Here is a 17801-nt window from a genome sequence, read left to right as displayed (position 1 = left end):
CGTCGGGAGCGAGGATGAAACTCTGGCGGGAGGGCTTGAGTATTTCTGCACTTCTGTCCTATGGTTACTGCAAGCGCCCCTGGTACAGAGGCTTGGGGTCGCATCTTAATCGAATCTCGCTACATCCGTAGTTCACAGGGATAATGGCGGCAGCTTATGTCGGCACTTGAAAGTATGTCCTGGGAAGTTTCATATCCACCGACACTCGACTTCGGTCAGCAACATACTCGCGAACAGTTGTTCAACTCCATGAAGACAACCATGTCTCGCCATCAGGGTGGGCCGGTGTGGCTGTTCGCCTATGGTTCGTTGATCTGGCGGCCGGAGTGCAACTCGGTGGAACGCCAACGCGCGCGGGTACATGGTTACCACCGTGGCTTGTACCTGTGGTCGCATGAGCACCGTGGCACCCCGGAAACCCCTGGCCTGGTGTTCGGCCTGGACCGTGGTGGCTCCTGCAGCGGTTTTGCCTACCGGCTGGATGACAGCAGCCTGGACGATTCGCTGATGGCCTTGTGGCAGCGCGAGATGCCGTACCCGGCGTACCGGCCGCACTGGCTCAGCTGCCGGTTGGATGATGGCAGCAAGGTGCAGGCCCTGGGCTTCGTGCTGGAGCGGCATTTGCCGTGCTATGCCGGGAACCTGCCGGACACCCTGCTAAGCCAGATCCTGGCCAGTGCCAAGGGGCGCTATGGCACCACGCGTGATTATGTCGAGCAGACCCTGAATGCCCTGCGCAGCCACCAGATGCCCGATCGCAACCTGGAGGCGCGTTTCAGGCGCTGCCATAACCTGCGGGAGGTTTGATCACCTGTGCCGGTCTTTTCGCGGGTGAACCCGCTCCCACAGGTACTGCACATTCCTTGAGGGCGGTGCGGTCCTTGTGGGAGCGGGTTCACCCGCGAAAAGGCCGGAACTGTCTTACCTGGCCAGCACCACCAACTTACCCACAGCCTGACGCTGCCCCAACTTTTCAATGGCAGCCCCTGCCTCAGCCAGTGGATAAGTCTGCGACACCAGCGGTTTCAACTTGCCTTCGGCGTGCCATGCAAACAGCTGCCGGAAGTTGGCCGCATTGTCCTCCGGCTGACGCTGGGCAAACGCACCCCAGAATACCCCGAGCACCGCCGCGCCCTTGAGCAACACCAGGTTGGCCGCCAGTTGCGGAATGGCCCCGCTGGCAAAGCCCACCACCAGCAACCTGCCATTCCAGGCCAGCCCGCGCACGGCCTGCTCGAACAACTCGCCACCCACCGGGTCGTAGATCACGTCTACACCCTGGCCACCGGTCAGGCGCTTGATCTCGTCACGCAGGCTGGCCTGGCTGTAGTCGATCAGTTCATCCGCGCCGGCTGCCTTGGCCACGGCCAGTTTTTCCGCACTGCTGGCGGCCGCGATCACCCGCGCGCCCATGGCCTTGCCGATCTCCACCGCCGCCAGGCCGACCCCGCCGGACGCACCCAGCACCAACAGGGTCTCGCCCGCCTGCAACTGGCCGCGCTGGCGCAGGGCGTGCATGGAGGTGCCGTAGGTCATGCCGAATGCCGCGGCAGTGGTGAAGTCCATGCTCGCCGGGATCGGCAACACATTGTAGAACGGTACCGCCACCTGCTCGGCGAATGCACCCCAGCCGGTCAGCGCCATGACCCGGTCACCGACCTTGAACGCGCCGGCCTTTTCCCCGACTGCGGCCACCACGCCCGCTGCCTCGCCGCCGGGGGAGAACGGCAACGGTGGCTGGAACTGGTACTTGCCTTCAATGATCAGGGTGTCGGGGAAGTTGACCCCTGCGGCCTGCACATCCAGCAGGATCTCGTTTTTCTTCGGCACCGGGCTGGCTACCTCTTCCAACACCAGGTCGCGCGCCGGGCCTAGGGTTTTGCACAACACAGCTTTCATCGGGGCTATTCCTTTGCGGGTCGTGGCCGATAAGTGTAGGAGGGCCGCCTGCCCGGTCAACGAGCATGGGGCGCCCTGATGTGCAGGCATAAGCGGCGGCACAAGCACGGGCTTGGGTTTGAGCGGCATGCTGGGTAAGCTGGCACCAACTGTATTGAGGAGCGAATTCTTGAAAGCGTGGATCTTGATGGTGCTGGCGCTGCTGCTGCCGGCTGCGGCCATGGGCGAGGAAGCCAAGGAAGGGGCGCCGAAAGTCGCCTACATCAGCCTGAGCCCGCCCTTTGTGGGCAACTACGCCCTCGACGGTAGCCCGCGGCTGCGCGTGTACAAGGCCGACGTGGCCCTGCGCGTGACCGGCGACGAAGCCGCCAAGGCGGTGAAGCACCACGAGCCGCTGATCCGCAACCAGCTGGTGGCGCTGTTCACCCAACAGTCGGTGGACAGCATGAGCAATGTCGAGGCCAAGGAGCATCTTCGCCAGGAAGCGCTGAAACAGGTGCAGCAGGTGATGGAAGCCGAAGAGGGCAAACCGATCGTTGAAGACTTGTTGTTCAACAACCTGATCGTGCAGTGACCGGCAAGCCGGCTCTCTCAGGAACAGCGCAATCCGCACTGTGGCGCGATCCCTGTGGGAGCGGCTTTAGCCGCGAAGAATCCAACGCGGTGCATGGCACCGGCTGCGCCGGTGTTCGCGGGTAAACCCGCTCCCACAGGAATCGCGCAATCTTTCAGATTTTGAGCCGGGTATGCGCGGATCAGGACGCCAGGCTTCGGCGAAACCGCGCCAGCGCCACGCCGAAGAACACCAGTCCGATCACGGCCAGTGCCAGGATGTCCGGCCACACCACCGTCCAACCGGCATCACGAAACAGAATTGCGGCGCCAAGGCTTACGAAATGTGTCGACGGCGACCCCTGCATCACCCACTGCAGCCACTGCGGCATGCTGTCCAGCGGTGTGCTGCCGCCGGACAGCAACAGCATCGGGATGATTACCGGGATCGCCAGCAGGCCGAATTGTGGCGTCGAGCGCGCCAGGGTGGCGAGGAAGATGCCCAGTGCGGTACTGGCGAACAGGTAGAGCGCCGTCACGGCCAGAAACAGGCCCATCGAACCGGACAGCGGCACGCCAAGCGCGCCCTTGACCACCACCACCAGCGAAATCCAGGTACAGATCACAACTACCAGCGCGTTGCTGGCAATCTTCGCCAGCATGATTTCCAGCGCGGTCAGCGGTAGCACCAGCAGGTGGTCGAGGGTGCCGTGCTCGCGCTCGCGCAGCAACGCGGTGCCGGTGAGGATGATCGCCAGGATGGTGATGTTGTTGACGATCTGGATCACCGCAAGGAACCAGCCGCCCTCTAGGTTGGGGTTGAACAGAGCCTTGGCGTTTATTACCACCGGGCTCTGTGTGTTGCTGCGCTGGCTGTAGTCGAGCAACTCGCGTTCGAAGATGCGGCCGATGTAGCCGGCACCCATGAACGCCTGGCTCATGGCCGTGGCGTCGACATAGATCTGCAGTTCCGGCGAGCGCCCGGCCAGCAGGTCGCTCTGGAAGTTCACCGGCACGTTGATCACGAAGGTGTACTGGCCGCTGTCCATGGCCTGGTCCAGACGCTGTGGGGGCAGTGGCACGGCGGGCTGGAACTCGGGTGGTTGCAGGGCTTCACCAAGCTTGCGCGATAGCAGGCTGTGGTCTTCGTCCACCATCGCGACGCTGGCGTTGTGCACGCCGATCACCGAGCCGGCTGCCGGCATGTAAATGGCCACGCTGAAGGCATACAGCAGGAACAGCAGTAGCACGCTGTCATGGCGCAGGCTGGTCAGCTCTTTCAGGCCAAGACGCAGAGTGTGGTTCAGGCGTGACATATCAGGCCTCCTGCTTCTTCAGCATGGCCAGGCTCAGGCCGGTGAACACGGCAAAGAAGCTGAGCAGGATCAGGCACTGCGGCCACAGCTCGCGCAGTCCCAGCGCTTTGGTGAATGTGCCGACCGCGATATCGAGGAAGTAGCCCGCCGGGAACAGTTGGCCCATCACCGCCGCCGCGCCGTCCAGCGACGAGCGTGGCACGATCAGCCCGGAGAACTGGATGGTCGGCAGGCTGGTGATGATCATGGTGCCCAGGATGGCGGCGATCTGGGTGCGGGTGAAGGCCGAGATCAGCAGGCCCAGGCTGGTGGTAGCCAGCAGGTAGGCGACGCCGCCACAGGCCAGGGCGAGCACGCTGCCCTTTAGCGGCACGGCGAACAGCCAGCGGTTCATCGCCACCAGCAGTGCCAGGTTGACCAGGCTCACGGCCAGGTAGGGCATCTGCTTGCCGAGGAGGAACTCCAGGCGGGTGAGGGGTGTGGCGTAGAAGTTGGTGATGGAGCCGAGCTCTTTCTCGCGGACGATACCCAGCGCGGTGAGCATGGCCGGGATGAAGGCCAGGATCAGCGCCATTACCCCAGGGCCGATGGCGTTCACGCTGACCACATCCTGGTTGTAGCGAAAACGGGTTTCCAGGCGCACCAGGTCCTGGCGCGGCTGCGGCTGTGGGCTGGCTTTGGCCAGTTGCTCGAGGTTGGCCTGGTGCACGGCTTCCACGTAATTGCGGCTGGTTTCGGCGCGGAACGGCATGCCGCCATCGAGCCAGGCGGCCACCACCGGTTGACGCCCGGCGTAGAGGTCGCGGCCGAAGCCGGGTGGAATTTCCAGTGCCAGTTTGATTTCCGAGCGCTGCAGGCGCTGGTGCATTTCGCGGGTGTCGCGGATGGGCGCCTGTTCGGCGAAATAGCGTGAACCACGGAAGGCTTCGAGGTAGGCCCGGCTTTGCGGGCTCTGGTCCTGGTCGTGTACGGCGAAGGCGAGGTTTTCCACATCCAGTGAAATGCCATAGCCGAAGATCACCATCATGAACATCGCCCCCAGCAGGGCGAAGGCCAGGCGCACCTTGTCACGCAGCAGCTCCTTGCCCTCACGGCTGGCCACCGCCAGCAGGCGACTAAGGCTGAAGCCCTGGCGCAGCGTCGGCGCAGGCGTGGCGGTCTGCTCCAGCACGGTGTTGTCGGTGGCTTGCGGCGCCAGTTCCTGAGCCTGTTCCAGGCAGCGCACGAACGCGTCTTCCAGAGTGTTGCCCTGGTAGTGGCGTTGCAGGGCATCCGGCGTGTCGCAGGCCAGTACCCGGCCTGCATGCATCAGCGAGATACGGTCGCAGCGCTGGGCTTCGTTCATGAAGTGGGTAGAAAGGAAAATGGTCACGCCCTGCCCGCGTGAAAGCTCCACCAGCAGGCGCCAGAAGTCGTCACGGGCAGCCGGGTCGACGCCGGAGGTGGGTTCGTCGAGGATCAGCACTTCCGGGCGGTGCAGCACCGCTACCGCCAGTGACAGGCGCTGACGCAGGCCGAGGGGCAGGGCGCCGGATGGCTGGTCGGCGATAGCAACCAGGTCGAAGCGCTCGATCAGCTCGTCGATGCGCTGGGCGCTCTCGGCCTTGGGCAGGTCGAAAAGGCGTGCATGCAGAGTGAGGTTCTGCCGGGTGCTCAGCTCGCCATACAACGAAAAACTCTGCGACATGAAACCGACCCGTTTGCGCGTGGCCAGGTCACTGGCATCCACCGGGCGGCCGAGCAGGCTGGCGCTGCCTTCGCTGGCCGGCATCAGGCCGGTGAGCACTTTCATGGTGGTGGTCTTGCCGCAGCCGTTGGAGCCCAGGAAGCCGAAAATCTCCCCGCGGCCAATGGCGAAGCTGACCTTGTTCACGGCAGTGAAATCGCCAAAGCGCAGGGTCAGGTCGTGGGCCTCGATGGCGACCGGGCTGTCAGCGGCCGGGCGCGGCGGGATGATGAGCGGAGGGTGTTGTGCCTTGCCCGCGCCCTGGTAGTGGGTGAAGGCGTCGTCCAGCTTGCCGCTGGGGGTGACCGCGGCCAGCTCATGGCTGGGGCCGGCGGCCAGCAGGCGGCCGCCATCGAGCATCAGGCAATGCTCGAACTGTTCGGCCTCCTCCATGTAGGCGGTGGCCACCAGCAGGGTCAGTTGCGGGCGCTGTGCACGCACTTTTTCGACCAGCTCCCAGAAGCGCCGCCGTGACAGCGGGTCGACGCCGGTGGTCGGCTCGTCGAGGATCAGCAGGTCCGGCTCGTGGATCAGCGCGCAGCACAGGCCAAGCTTCTGCTTCATGCCGCCCGACAGTTTGCCCGCCGGGCGCTCGGCAAAGCGCTGCAGGTCGGTGGCCTGTAGCAGGTTGGCCATGCGCTGTTCGCATTCGCGACGGCCGAGGCCGAACAGGGTGGCGAAAAAGCGGATGTTCTCGCTGATCGACAGCTCCGGATACAGGTTGTTGCCCAGCCCCTGCGGCATGAACGCCACTTTCGGGTACAGCGCCGCGCGATGGCGCCGCTGGCGGATCGAGCCACCCAGCACCTGCAGTTCGCCCTGTTGCAGGCGCTTGACGCCGGCGATCAGCCCCAGCAGGGTCGATTTGCCAGCCCCGTCAGGGCCGATCAGCGCGCAGCGGGTGCCCGCCGGCAGGCTGAACCCGAGGGGATGCAGGGCCACCAGGTCGCCGTAGCGATGGCTGATACCCTCGGCCAGCAGTGCCGGGGCGTTCATTGCAGGTTGGCCGGCCAGTCCACCTCAGCCGTGCGTACATAGCCGGCGCCTGGCATGCCCGGCTTGGCCTGCGGCACGGCGCCCGGGTCGGTCAGGCGCAGCTTGACCCGAAACACCAGCTTCTGCCGCTCGTCGCGGGTTTCCACCTGCTTGGGGGTGAACTGGGCCTTGGCCGCGACAAAGGCCACCTTCGCCGGCAGCGCCCGCTCGGGCAGGGCGTCGAGCACGATCCGTGCCTGGTCGCCGACGGTCAGCCGGCCGCTGGTGGAAGCGGGCAGGTAAAGGTTCATGTACTGGTCGCTGGGGTCGATCAACATCAGCACGCGGCCGCCGGCACCCAGCACTTCACCGGGCTCGGCCAGGCGCAGCTGGATGATGCCGTTGATCGGTGCGCGCAGACTGCTGTCGTCGATTTCGCTGGTGAGCTGCGCTACCTGGGCCTCGGCGGCGCCGATGGCGGCCTTGATCGCCGCCAGTTGGGCGCGGGCGGCGACCACGGCCGCGTTGGCTGTGTCGAAGCGCGCCTGCTGTTGGTCGAGCAATTGCTGGCTAGCGTATTTGCGCTGGAAGATCTCACGCACGCGCTTGAGCTCCTGGCTGGCCAGCAGCAGTTCACTTTGGCGCAGCTGCACGCTGGCCTGGGCAGCGGCGTAGTTTTCCCGGGCGCGCAGCACTTCGGCTTCGGCCTGGCTGCGCTGGGCTTCCATGGTACGGGTGTCGATGCGTGCCAGCAGTTGGCCGCGAGACACCTTGTCACCTTCGTCGACCAGCACCTCGGCCAGGCGGCCAGGGATTTTGCTGGCGATCTGCACTTCGGTGGCTTCCAGGCGGCCGTTGCCCATGCTCAGGCCTTCGGGCAACTGGTCGTGGATCGACTTCCAGTACCCCAGCCCACCGGCTGCTGCGAGTAGGGCGATCAGCGCGGTGGCGAAGATCCTGGGGGCGTATCGGTTCATCGGTCTGCATCCTTGCGGTCATGCACACTGCATCATGGCCTGCGGCCATTGGCGATGTGTTGATGCCGGTCAAAGTCCTTATGCGGTGCCTGTGGGAGCGGCCTTGTGTCGCGAAAGGGCCGCAACGCGGCCCCAGGATTTTCGCGCCCCTGCACAAATCTATGGGGCTGCTTCGCAGCCCTTTCGCGACGCAAGGCCGCTCCCACAGTACCGAGTAACTGTGCAAAGACTGACCTTAGCCGCCGTTTCAACGCAAAGCGACAATCACCGCCCATTGCTCTGGCGTCACCGGCATCACCGACAGGCGGCTGCCCTTCTGCACCAGCGGCAGTTCGGCCAGGCCTGTCTGCTGTTTCAGCCAGCCCAGCTCCAGCACCCGTGGCAGGGTTTGCACATGGGCAACATCGACCGCGCTCCAAGGGTTCTTGTCGGCCGTGGCCTTGGCATCGTAGTAGGGGCTTTGCGGGTCCAGCGCGGTTGGGTCCGGGTAGGCTGCGCGGGTGATCCTGGCAATGCCGGCGATGCCCGGCTGCGGACAGCTGGAGTGGTAGAAGAAGAACTCGTCGCCAACGTTCATGGCCCGCAGGAAATTGCGTGCCTGATAGTTGCGCACGCCGTCCCAGCGCGCTTCGCTGAGCCGGCTGAGGGCTTCGATGGAGAGCTCGTCGGGCTCGGATTTCATCAGCCAGTAGGCCATGGGAACTGCTCCTGAAAAGGTTTGAAATAACCTGTTGGACGAAACCGACAGCCGGTTGGCGTCAAGGTTTGCGTGCAGACGCAGGTTGTCGGAAAATGCGCCCCGTTTAAAGCGCGATGCTCCGGCAATACCCAGAAAATTGCCGAGCCTGAACAGTTTGCCTGGGGGGCAATCTTCGATGAATCAACGTAACAAGCCGGATCTGCTGTGGATCCTGGTGTTCATTTTTGGCCTGGGTGTGGTCACTACCGGTTATGCGCAAGGGATCTGGGAGCGCAAGCTGGACAACGCCTATCAGATGCCGGTCGACGCCAGCCAGCCGCAACGTTGATGCCCCCGCCGGCGCCGCTCAACGCGGCGCCAGGTACCAGCCACGGTCCGAGACCGTCCCCTGTAGCGGTACGTCCCAACTGGCCTGAGCCAGCCGCTCGACCTTCTGGCATTCATGTGCCAGCCCCAACAGCAATGGTTTTTTCCAGGTCTGGCGACGTGCCTGGTAGGCCAGGCTGCGATCATAGAAACCACCGCCCATTCCCAGGCGACCGCCCACTTCGTCGAAACCGACCAACGGTAGCAGGATCAGGTCCAGCGACCATATCGGGCGCTGGCGCTTGCGCTCGGTGACCGGCTCGGGAATGCGAAAGCGGTTGGGCTTGAGCTTCTCGCCTTGCTCGAAGCGCTGGAACACCATGCGCGTGCGTGGCCAGGCGTGCAGCACCGGCAGGTAGGTGCGCTTGCCGCGGCGCTGGGCCTCGCGCAGCAGCAGGTAAGGGTCGATTTCGCCATCGTTGGGCAAGTACAGGGCAATGTGCCGGGCGCGTCGGAACAGCGGGTGCTGCGCCAGCTGGCGGTAAAGGCCAAGGGCGGCCTGGCGTTGCTGAGCAGGGGTAAGGGCGCGGCGGGCATTGCGGAGCAAGCGACGGAGCTGGGGGCGGGTGAGCTGCGCGGTGTCGGTCATGGCACGGGCGATCCCAGGTGCTGGCCGACGTGGTCGGCCAATACGAATTGCCCGCCGGAAGGGGCGGGCAAGAGAATTCAGGCTCCCCGATAAGACCGCTATCGGTGTAGCCCTTGAACCCGAAAGTTCAAGGTGGAGATTGCAGGGGGCGTTAAGGCTTTCCGTCGGGCGGACATGCACACCGGCCCCAGCGTGCAACCCCCGTGGTTGTGCGTATCGGCTCAGGGACATAACCGACTGGCGCATCCCCCAGGGAGTGGCGCCAGTATACCAATCTCAGCCGATTTTGGTATCCGCGTCGTCGGACAGTGCCTGGTCGACCCGTTCCAGCAGGTCGCGCACCTGTTCGCGGGTGGTGCCGCCTGCCGGGGCATCGTTGCGGTCTTCCTGGCGGTGCAGCATTTCGTGGGTGATGTTCAACGCTGCCATGACCGCGATGCGGTCGGCGCCGATCACCTTGCCGCTGCTGCGGATTTCGCGCATCTTGCCGTCCAGGTAGCGCGCGGCACTGACCAGGTTGTTGCGCTCTTCCGGCGGGCAGATGATCGAATATTCCTTGTCGAGGATCTGCACGGTGACGCTATTGCTTGAACTCATGAGTCTTGCTCCAGAGCCTTGAGGCGTAAAATCATCGACTCGACCTTGCGCTTGGCGATCTCGTTCTTTTCGATGAGGTGGGCGCGCTCTTCGCGCCAGGACTTTTCCTGAGCTACTAGGAGTGCATTTTGCCGTTTTAGTTGCTCGACACGTTCGATCAGCAACTCGAATCGGCTCATCAGTGCCTGCAGGTCGTTCTCTTGCGTGGGTTGCACTCGATTCGCTCCGTCGTTGAGTCACCTGGCGATGATGCCTCTCCCTGGGCGGCGACGGCCAGTGCCGATGGTCTTGGCGCGCCTGCCGGTGCTAGGATACAAGGTCTCCATTCTAGTCATTGCGCCGTCTGGCGCCTAGCTGCCCATGCCCAATACCCAATCGCCCTACATCGCCTTCGCCATGCTGCTGTCCAGCAATGGCCATCCTGTAACCCCGGCCGAACTGCACGGCCTGCTGATCGGCCGCAGCTGCGCCGGTGCCGGCTTCGACGCCGACGGCTGGCTGGCCGATGCCGCCCAGCTGCTGGAAACCGAGCCCGGTGACACCGTACGCAACGCCCTGGTCGGCCTGCAGGAAATGGTCAAGGGCGAACTGACCAGCGACGAAATGGCGATCGTCCTGCTGCTGCCTTCCGACGACGCCGCCCTGAGCGATCGCGCCACCGCGCTGGGCCAGTGGTGCCAGGGCTTCATCACCGGTTTCGGCCTGAATGCCGGTGGCAAGGACTTGTCCGACGAGGCCAAGGAAGTGCTGCAGGACCTGGTGGCCATTTCCCAGGTCCAGGAAGCCCTCGAGGAGTCCGAGGATGGCGAGAGCGATTACATGGAAGTCATGGAATACCTGCGTGTGGCGCCGTTGCTGCTGTTCTCCGAGCTGGCCAAGCCGGCCGCCCCTGCACCCAAGCCATCGCTGCACTGATCAACCAGGGGTAGTCTGCCCATGAGCCACATTCCCAAGGCCGAGTATGCCCGTCGGCGCAAGGCGCTGATGGCGCAGATGGTCCCCAACAGCATAGCCATCCTGCCCGCCGCCGCGGTTGCCATCCGTAACCGCGACGTCGAGCACGTTTACCGCCAGGACAGCGACTTCCAGTACCTCAGTGGTTTCCCCGAGCCGGAAGCGGTGATTGCGCTGATTCCCGGTCGCGAGCATGGCGAATACGTGCTGTTCTGCCGTGAACGCAACCCCGAGCGCGAGCTGTGGGATGGTCTGCGGGCCGGTCAGGAAGGTGCGGTGTGCGATTTTGGCGCAGACGATGCCTTCCCCATCACCGACATCGACGAGATCCTGCCGGGCCTGATCGAAGGCCGTGAGCGGGTATACAGCGCCATGGGCAGCAACCCCGAGTTCGACCGCCGGCTGATGGACTGGATCAACGTGATCCGCTCCAAGGCCCGCCTGGGTGCCCAGCCGCCGAACGAGTTCGTTGCGCTGGATCATCTGCTGCACGACATGCGTCTGTATAAATCGGCAGCGGAAGTGAAGGTGATGCGCGCTGCCGCAGACATCTCGGCGCGGGCCCACGTGCGAGCCATGCAGGCCTGCCGGGCCGGGTTGCACGAATACAGCCTGGAAGCCGAGCTGGACTACGAATTCCGCAAGGGCGGGGCGAAGATGCCGGCCTACGGCTCGATCGTCGCGGCCGGGCGCAATGGCTGCATCCTGCACTATCAGCAGAACGACGCCCCGCTCAAGGATGGTGACCTGGTGTTGATCGATGCCGGCTGCGAGATCGACTGCTACGCCAGCGACATCACCCGTACCTTCCCGGTCAGCGGGCGTTTTTCGCCCGAGCAGAGGGCCATCTACGAGCTGGTGCTCAAGGCCCAGGCAGCGGCGTTTGCCGAAATCGCCCCTGGCAAGCACTGGAACCACGCCCATGAGGCGACCGTGCGGGTCATTACCGAGGGCCTGGTGGAACTGGGCCTGCTGACGGGCGAGGTACAGGCGCTGATCGACAGCGAGGCCTATCGTGCCTTCTACATGCACCGCGCCGGGCACTGGCTGGGCATGGATGTGCACGATGTGGGCGAGTACAAGGTGGGCGGCGAGTGGCGGGTGCTCGAACCCGGCATGGCGCTGACCGTCGAGCCGGGCATCTACATAGGCGCCGACAATCAGGCCGTGGCCAAGAAATGGCGCGGCATTGGTGTAAGGATCGAGGACGACGTGGTAGTGACCAGGCAAGGCTGTGAAATCCTGACTTCGGGCGTGCCGCGCACGGTCGCCGAGATCGAGGCGCTGATGCAGGCCGCCCGCAAGGACGCGGCATGAATCGGGTAAACCTGGCGATCATCGGTGGCGGCCTGGTGGGCGCGAGCCTGGCCCTGGCCCTGCAGGCGGGGGCCAAGGCGAGAGGTTGGAAGATCCTGCTGATCGAGCCGTTCGCCCCCGGTGACAGCTTCCAGCCCAGCTACGACGCGCGTTCGTCGGCACTGTCGTTCGGTACCCAGCAGATCTACCAGCAGCTGGGCCTGTGGCAGGCCATCGGCCATCGCGCCGAACCGATCTTGCAGATTCACGTGTCCGACCGCGGCCGTTTCGGTGCCACCCGCCTGGATGCCCGGGAAGAGGGTGTGCCGGCGCTTGGCTACGTGGTGGAAAACGCCTGGCTGGGCCAGTGCCTTTGGCAAGGGCTGGACAGCGAGGTGGTGAGCTGGCGCTGCCCGGCGGAAGTGACTGCGATGCAGGCCATCGAAGGTGGTTACCGCCTGCAGCTGAACGATGACACCCAGTTGGAGTGCGACCTGTCTGTACTGGCCGACGGTGGCCGTTCCGGCCTGCGCGAACAACTGGGTATCCACGTGCGCCACACGCCCTACCAACAGAGCGCGCTGATCGCCAACATAACCCCGGGCGAGGCCCACGGCGGCCAGGCCTTCGAACGTTTCACCGAAGAAGGCCCCATGGCCCTGCTGCCGCTGCCGGATAACCGCTGCGCGCTGGTCTGGACCCGCCAGGGCATGGACGCGCGGCGTCTGGCCGACATCGACGAGCGCAATTTCCTGCGTGAACTGCAGGGCGTGTTCGGCTATCGCCTGGGCGCCTTGCGCCAGGTCGGCGCGCGGCACCTCTACCCACTGTCGCTGATCGAGGCCCAGGAGCAGGTGCGGCCGCATCTGGTGGTGCTGGGTAACGCCGCGCACAGCCTGCACCCTATTGCCGGCCAAGGCTTCAATCTGTCGCTGCGTGACGTGCAGGCGCTTGCCGAGGCGCTGCTGGCCGGCCCGCAGCAGCCTGGCGACCTGACAACATTGCAGGCCTACCACCAGCGCCAGCGCGTGGACCAGGCCATGACCATCGGCTTTTCCGACCAGGTCACCCGTCTGTTCGGCAGCAGCCAGCCATTGCTGGCCGCCGGCCGCAACCTTGGCCTGCTCGGGCTCGACCTGCTGCCACCGGCCAAAAGCTGGTTCGCCCGCCAGGCCATGGGCCTGGGCACCCGCCCCGATCCGCGAGGTCAGGCATGAGTGACAACACGCGCAGGCTGGCGCGCCGGGCGTGCCTGTTGCGCTGGCGGCTGAACCTGTTCCCGCCGCACCTCGGCGCTGGTATCCGCGTACAGCACATCAGCCCGGACCTGCGCAGCGTCAAGGTGGCGATGAAGCTGACCCGCTGGAACCGCAACTACGTCGGCACCCAGTGCGGCGGCAGCCTGTACGGCATGGTCGACCCGTTCTACATGCTGCTGTTGATCGAGCAGCTGGGGCGTGACTACATCGTCTGGGACAAGGCCGCCAGCATCGATTTCATTTCGCCGGGCAAAGGCCCGGTGTATGCCGAACTCCACGTCGATGACGCGCTGCTGGACGAAATCCGCCAGCAGACTGCCACCGGCAAGAAGTGCCTGCCGCGTTTGCAGGTCGATATCCGCGACGGCGCCGGCGAGCTGGTGGCGCGGGTCGATAAAACCCTATATGTGCGGCTCAAGCCGCAAGCGAGGCTGGCGTAAGGCATGGAAATGCGCGCAGATCTGTTGATTGTCGGTGCCGGTATGGTCGGCAGCGCACTGGCCCTGGCGTTGCGCCACAGTGGCTTGCAAATCCTCTTGCTCGACGGCGGCCCGCTGACGGTCAAGCCGTTCGATGCCCAGGCCCCGTTCGAGCCGCGTGTCAGCGCGCTGTCGGCAGCCAGCCAGCGCATCCTCGAGCGCCTTGGCGCTTGGGATGGCATCGCCCGCCGGCGTGCCACGCCATACTCGGACATGCATGTATGGGATGGCAGCGGCACCGGGCAGATTCACTTCTCGGCTGCCAGCGTGCATGCTCAAGTGCTCGGTCACATCGTCGAGAACCGGGTGGTGCAGGATGGGCTGCTGGAGCGCCTGCATGACAGCGATATCGGCCTGCTGCCCAATGCGCGGCTCGAACAGCTGCGACGCTCCGGCGACGAGTGGCTGCTGACCCTCGCCGATGGCCGCCAGCTGCGTGCGCCGCTGGTGATCGCGGCCGACGGTGCCAACTCGGCAGTGCGGCGCCTGGCCGGCTGCGCAACCCGCGAGTGGGATTACCTGCACCACGCCATTGTCACCAGCGTGCGTTGCAGCGCCGGGCACCAGGCCACGGCCTGGCAGCGCTTTACCGACGAAGGACCATTGGCGTTCCTGCCGCTGACCCGCGACGGCCAGCAGGACTGGTGCTCGATCGTGTGGTCGACCACGCCGGAGCATGCCGAGCAGTTGATGGCGCTGGATGAAGCTGCGTTCCTGAAGGCCCTTGAGCGGGCTTTCGAGGGGCGCCTGGGTGATGTACTGCAAGCCGACCCTCGGGTGTGCGTGCCGCTGCGCCAGCGCCACGCCAAGCGCTATGTGGATGAAGGCCTGGCATTGATCGGCGATGCCGCGCACACCATTCATCCGCTGGCCGGGCAGGGCGTCAACCTGGGCTTCCTCGATGCTGCAGTGCTGGCCGAGGTGCTGGTCAACGCCTGCGAGCGTGGCGAGCGGCTGGCGGATGTGAAGGTGCTAAGCCGTTACGAGCGGCGGCGCATGCCGCACAACCTGGCGCTGATGGCGGCGATGGAAGGGTTCGAGCGGTTGTTCCAGGCCAACCCGTTGCCGTTGCGCTGGTTGCGTAACAGCGGGTTGAAGCTGGTGGAGCAGATGCCGGAGGCCAAGGCGATATTTGTGCGACAGGCGCTGGGTTTGAGCGGTGATCTGCCGGATCTCGCCAAGGCTTGAGATTGTAGGGGCTGCGCAGCAGCCCCTCTGCAACATCCAGTAACGCCTATGTAGATGAGTCGGAAAATGGGATTCACTACCATTTGCGCCTCTCATACGATCCGAGGAGTGCTTTCCATGTTGCCACGCAAGCCCCTACTGGCCGCCCTGGCCCTGACCCTGTTCGGCGGCACCGCCCAGGCAGCGGACGAAGTGGTGGTGTACTCCTCGCGCATCGACGAGCTGATCAAGCCGGTGTTCGATGCCTATACCGCCAAGACTGGGGTCAAGATCAAGTTCATCACCGACAAGGAAGCCCCGCTGATGCAGCGCATCAAGGCCGAGGGCGAAAACGGCGTGGCCGACCTGCTGCTGACCGTCGATGCCGGCAACCTGTGGCAGGCTGAGCAGATGGGCATCCTGCAGCCGATCAAGTCCGACATCATCGACCAGAACATCCCGTCGCAGTACCGCGCCTCGTCCCACGACTGGACCGGCCTGAGCCTGCGCGCGCGCACCATCATCTACTCCACCGAGCGGGTCAAGCCGCAAGAGCTGAGCACCTACGAAGCCCTGGCCGACAAGCAGTGGGAAGGCCGCCTGTGCCTGCGCACGGCGAAGAAGGTGTACAACCAGTCGCTCACCGCCACCCTGATCGAGACCCACGGCGAGGCGAAGACCGAGCAGATCGTCAAAGGCTGGGTCAACAACCTGTCCACCGACGTGTTCTCCGACGACAACGCAGTGATCCAGGCCATCGAGGCCGGCCAGTGCGATGTGGGCGTGGTCAACACCTACTACTACGGTCGCCTGCACAACCAGAACCCGAAACTGCCGGTGAAGATCTTCTGGCCCAACCAGGGTGACCGTGGCGTGCACGTGAACCTGTCGGGCATCGGCCTGACCAAGCATGCACCACACCCGGAGGCGGCGAAGAAGCTGGTTGAATGGATGACTGGTGAAGAGGCGCAGAAGCTGTTCGCCGACATCAACCAGGAGTTCCCGGCCAACCCGAAGGTCAAGCCATCGGAAGAAGTGGCAGCGTGGGGCAGCTTCAAGGCTGACAGCATTCCGGTTGAAATCGCTGGCAAGCGCCAGGCTGAAGCGATTCGCTTGATGGATCGGGCTGGCTGGAACTAAGCGCCAGGCTTTATCCTTCCGGGGCCTGCAAGGGCCCATTCGCGGCGGTTCGGCGTTCCGATAAACCCGCTCCCACAGGGACCGCACAACCCTCAAAGGCAGTGCAGATCCTGTGGGAGCGGGTTTACCCGCGAACGACCGCGCAGCGGTCGCCATCGCAATCGAGAATCAAACCTTGCCCCACTCCCCCCAACGCCGCTGGTACCTCCCGGTCACCCTGGTCGCCGCCCTGGTGCTCCTGCCCCTGAGCGTCCTGCTGTTGTCCTGGCAGTCGATCGACCTGCAGATCTGGTCGCACCTGCTCGACACCCAGATGACTCGCCTGCTGGGCAATACCCTGACGCTGGTGGTGGGTGTGGGCATCGGCGTCACCGTGCTGGGCGTCAGCCTGGCCTGGCTGACCAGCCTCTGCGAGTTCCCTGGCCGGCGCTGGCTGGACTGGGCGCTGATGCTACCGTTCGCCATCCCGGCCTATGTACTGGCGTTCGTCTTCGTCGGCCTGCTGGACTTCGCCGGCCCGGTGCAGAGCGCCCTGCGCGAGGTGTTCGGGCCGATGCGCCTGCCGCGGGTGCGCTCCACCGGCGGGGTGATCGTCGTTCTGGTGCTGGTGTTCTACCCCTATGTCTACCTGCTGGCGCGCAGCGCATTCCTGGCCCAGGGCAAGGGCCTGATGGAAGCCGCGCGGGTGCTGGGGCTGTCCCCGCTGCAAGCGTTCTGGCGTGTGGCCCTGCCCATGGCACGGCCGGCGATCGGCGCCGGTATTGCCCTGGCCCTGATGGAAACCCTGGCCGACTTCGGCGCGGTGGCAGTGTTCAATTTCGACACCTTCACCACGGCCATCTACAAGACCTGGTACGGCTTCTTCAGCCTCTCCAGCGCGGCCCAGCTGGCCAGCCTGTTGCTGCTGGCGGTGATGCTGGTGCTGTATGGCGAGCGCCGTGCCAGGGGTGCCAGCCGCAGCGGCAACGAGCGGCCGCGCGGGCAGGCGCTGTACCACCTGCACGGGGTCAAGGCGTTGCTGGCCAGCGGTTGGTGCTTGCTGGTGTTCGCCTGCGCCTTCGTCATCCCGCTGCTGCAACTGCTGGCGTGGTTCTGGCAGCGTGGCCGGCATGACCTGGACGAGCGCTATGTCGGCCTGGTGTTGCACACCCTGTACCTGGGCGGCATGGCGGCGCTGGTCACGGTGTGCGTGGCGTTGCTGCTGGCCTTTGCCCGGCGCGAGGCGCCGACGAGTGGTATTCGCGCCGGGGTGGGCCTGGCCAACCTGGGCTATGCCTTGCCCGGCTCGGTGCTGGCGGTTTCGATCATGCTGGCGTTCAGTTACCTCGACAACCACCTGGTCATCCCGCTGTCCAACTGGCTGGGTGGTGCCGGCAAGCCGCTGCTGCTGGGCAGCCTGGCCGCGTTGCTGCTGGCCTATCTGGTGCGCTTCATCGCGGTGGCCTACGGGCCGCTGGAGAGCAGCCTGGAGCGTATCCGCCCGTCACTGCCCGAGGCGTCCCGTAGCCTCGGCGTCGGTGGCGCGGGGTTGTTCTTCAAGGTGTATCTGCCGCTGCTGGTGCCTGGCGCGCTCAGCGCCGCTCTGCTGGTGTTCGTCGACGTGCTCAAGGAAATGCCGGCCACCTTGCTGATGCGCCCGTTCGGCTGGGATACCTTGGCGGTACGGGTGTTCGAGATGACCAGCGAGGGTGAGTGGGCGCGTGCATCGCTGCCGGCAATGACCCTGGTGCTGGTGGGCCTGCTGCCGGTCATCGGCCTGATCCGCCGTTCGGCACGTCGACCTGGTCACAGTCACTGAGGGTGCCAGCC

The 17801-nt window shown here is 64.9% G+C and carries 18 protein-coding genes and 1 other RNA gene; 10 read left to right on the top strand and 9 right to left on the bottom strand.

The genetic code is table 11. The annotated features are described in order from the left end of the window. Nucleotides 1–156 precede the first annotated feature (156 nt). Nucleotides 157–807, top strand: coding sequence for a gamma-glutamylcyclotransferase (locus tag NY023_RS26495; RefSeq protein ID WP_044047173.1), 651 nt, complete (start codon nt 157–159; stop codon nt 805–807). A 114-nt stretch (nt 808–921) separates the two neighbouring features. On the opposite strand, the gene NY023_RS26490 is transcribed toward NY023_RS26495, so the two are convergent. After that, nucleotides 922–1899: an NADPH:quinone oxidoreductase family protein gene (locus NY023_RS26490; protein ID WP_013974730.1), complete on the bottom strand. Its 978-nt coding sequence runs from the start codon at nt 1897–1899 to the stop codon at nt 922–924. 169 nt (nt 1900–2068) lie between these two features. Between NY023_RS26490 and NY023_RS26485 the strand changes: the two genes are divergently transcribed. Further along, on the top strand, nt 2069–2473 hold the full coding sequence (locus NY023_RS26485) for a flagellar basal body-associated protein FliL (RefSeq protein ID WP_003259380.1): 405 nt from the start codon (nt 2069–2071) through the stop codon (nt 2471–2473). A gap of 181 nt (nt 2474–2654) precedes the next feature. Here NY023_RS26485 and NY023_RS26480 read toward each other — a convergent pair whose 3' ends face one another. The 4 genes from NY023_RS26480 to NY023_RS26465 form a co-directional block, all read right to left on the bottom strand. Continuing rightward, entirely contained in the window at nt 2655–3767 is a 1113-nt protein-coding gene (locus NY023_RS26480; protein WP_013974728.1) for an ABC transporter permease, read from the bottom strand. Between the two features lies 1 nt (nt 3768). After that, nucleotides 3769–6489 (bottom strand): ribosome-associated ATPase/putative transporter RbbA, encoded by a 2721-nt coding sequence (gene rbbA, locus NY023_RS26475; protein WP_013974727.1) that lies wholly within the window; start codon nt 6487–6489, stop codon nt 3769–3771. Beyond that, the gene (locus tag NY023_RS26470) at nt 6486–7445 is read right to left on the bottom strand and encodes an HlyD family secretion protein (protein WP_013974726.1); all 960 of its coding nucleotides are present in this window, start codon (nt 7443–7445) and stop codon (nt 6486–6488) included. Before NY023_RS26470 ends, rbbA begins: the two co-directional genes overlap by 4 nt. A 247-nt stretch (nt 7446–7692) precedes the next feature. After that, entirely contained in the window at nt 7693–8142 is a 450-nt protein-coding gene (locus tag NY023_RS26465) for an EVE domain-containing protein (protein ID WP_013974725.1), read from the bottom strand. Between the two features lie 178 nt (nt 8143–8320). On the opposite strand from NY023_RS26465, the gene NY023_RS26460 reads away from it, so the two are divergent. Then, a complete protein-coding gene (locus NY023_RS26460; RefSeq protein WP_013974724.1) occupies nt 8321–8473 on the top strand; it encodes a hypothetical protein in 153 nt (50 codons plus the stop codon). Nucleotides 8474–8491: 18 nt separating this feature from the next. On the opposite strand, the gene NY023_RS26455 is transcribed toward NY023_RS26460, so the two are convergent. The 4 genes from NY023_RS26455 to NY023_RS26440 form a co-directional block, all read right to left on the bottom strand. After that, on the bottom strand, nt 8492–9100 hold the full coding sequence (locus NY023_RS26455) for a 5-formyltetrahydrofolate cyclo-ligase (RefSeq protein ID WP_003259369.1): 609 nt from the start codon (nt 9098–9100) through the stop codon (nt 8492–8494). Nucleotides 9101–9179: 79 nt separating this feature from the next. Beyond that, nucleotides 9180–9359, bottom strand: a non-coding RNA gene (ssrS, locus tag NY023_RS26450) — 6S RNA. A gap of 17 nt (nt 9360–9376) precedes the next feature. Then, nucleotides 9377–9697 carry a cell division protein ZapA gene (locus NY023_RS26445; protein ID WP_003259368.1) on the bottom strand — a complete coding sequence of 107 codons (321 nt, stop codon included), beginning with the start codon at nt 9695–9697 and terminating at the stop codon, nt 9377–9379. Continuing rightward, nucleotides 9694–9876, bottom strand: a complete 183-nt coding sequence (locus NY023_RS26440; RefSeq protein WP_029886233.1) for a TIGR02449 family protein — start codon at nt 9874–9876, stop codon at nt 9694–9696. Before NY023_RS26440 ends, NY023_RS26445 begins: the two co-directional genes overlap by 4 nt. Nucleotides 9877–10057: 181 nt before the next feature. Here NY023_RS26440 and NY023_RS26435 point away from each other — a divergent pair, with 181 nt between their 5' ends. The 7 genes from NY023_RS26435 (at nt 10058) to NY023_RS26405 (ending at nt 17790) form a co-directional block, all read left to right on the top strand. Beyond that, nucleotides 10058–10612, top strand: coding sequence for a YecA family protein (locus tag NY023_RS26435; protein ID WP_013974723.1), 555 nt, complete (start codon nt 10058–10060; stop codon nt 10610–10612). Between the two features lie 21 nt (nt 10613–10633). Next, nucleotides 10634–11968, top strand: a complete 1335-nt coding sequence (gene pepP, locus NY023_RS26430; protein ID WP_013974722.1) for a Xaa-Pro aminopeptidase — start codon at nt 10634–10636, stop codon at nt 11966–11968. Beyond that, nucleotides 11965–13164 (top strand): 2-octaprenyl-6-methoxyphenyl hydroxylase, encoded by a 1200-nt coding sequence (gene ubiH, locus NY023_RS26425; protein ID WP_013974721.1) that lies wholly within the window; start codon nt 11965–11967, stop codon nt 13162–13164. Before pepP ends, ubiH begins: the two co-directional genes overlap by 4 nt. Continuing rightward, nucleotides 13161–13646: a DUF4442 domain-containing protein gene (locus NY023_RS26420; RefSeq protein ID WP_013974720.1), complete on the top strand. Its 486-nt coding sequence runs from the start codon at nt 13161–13163 to the stop codon at nt 13644–13646. The genes ubiH and NY023_RS26420 overlap by 4 nt, the downstream gene beginning before the upstream one ends. A gap of 9 nt (nt 13647–13655) precedes the next feature. Next, nucleotides 13656–14873 (top strand): 2-octaprenyl-3-methyl-6-methoxy-1,4-benzoquinol hydroxylase, encoded by a 1218-nt coding sequence (locus tag NY023_RS26415; protein ID WP_169775117.1) that lies wholly within the window; start codon nt 13656–13658, stop codon nt 14871–14873. A gap of 117 nt (nt 14874–14990) precedes the next feature. After that, on the top strand, nt 14991–15992 hold the full coding sequence (locus NY023_RS26410) for an extracellular solute-binding protein (RefSeq protein WP_013974718.1): 1002 nt from the start codon (nt 14991–14993) through the stop codon (nt 15990–15992). Between the two features lie 175 nt (nt 15993–16167). Then, nucleotides 16168–17790 (top strand): ABC transporter permease, encoded by a 1623-nt coding sequence (locus NY023_RS26405; RefSeq protein ID WP_044047172.1) that lies wholly within the window; start codon nt 16168–16170, stop codon nt 17788–17790. The last annotated feature ends 11 nt before the right edge of the window (nt 17791–17801 follow it).

The sequence above is a fragment of the Pseudomonas sp. NBB genome (genome assembly GCF_032701105.1).
Lineage (GTDB): Bacteria > Pseudomonadota > Gammaproteobacteria > Pseudomonadales > Pseudomonadaceae > Aquipseudomonas > Aquipseudomonas asiatica.
Note: the sequence above shows the minus strand (reverse complement) of the source record. Positions and strands in the feature narration are given on the sequence as shown.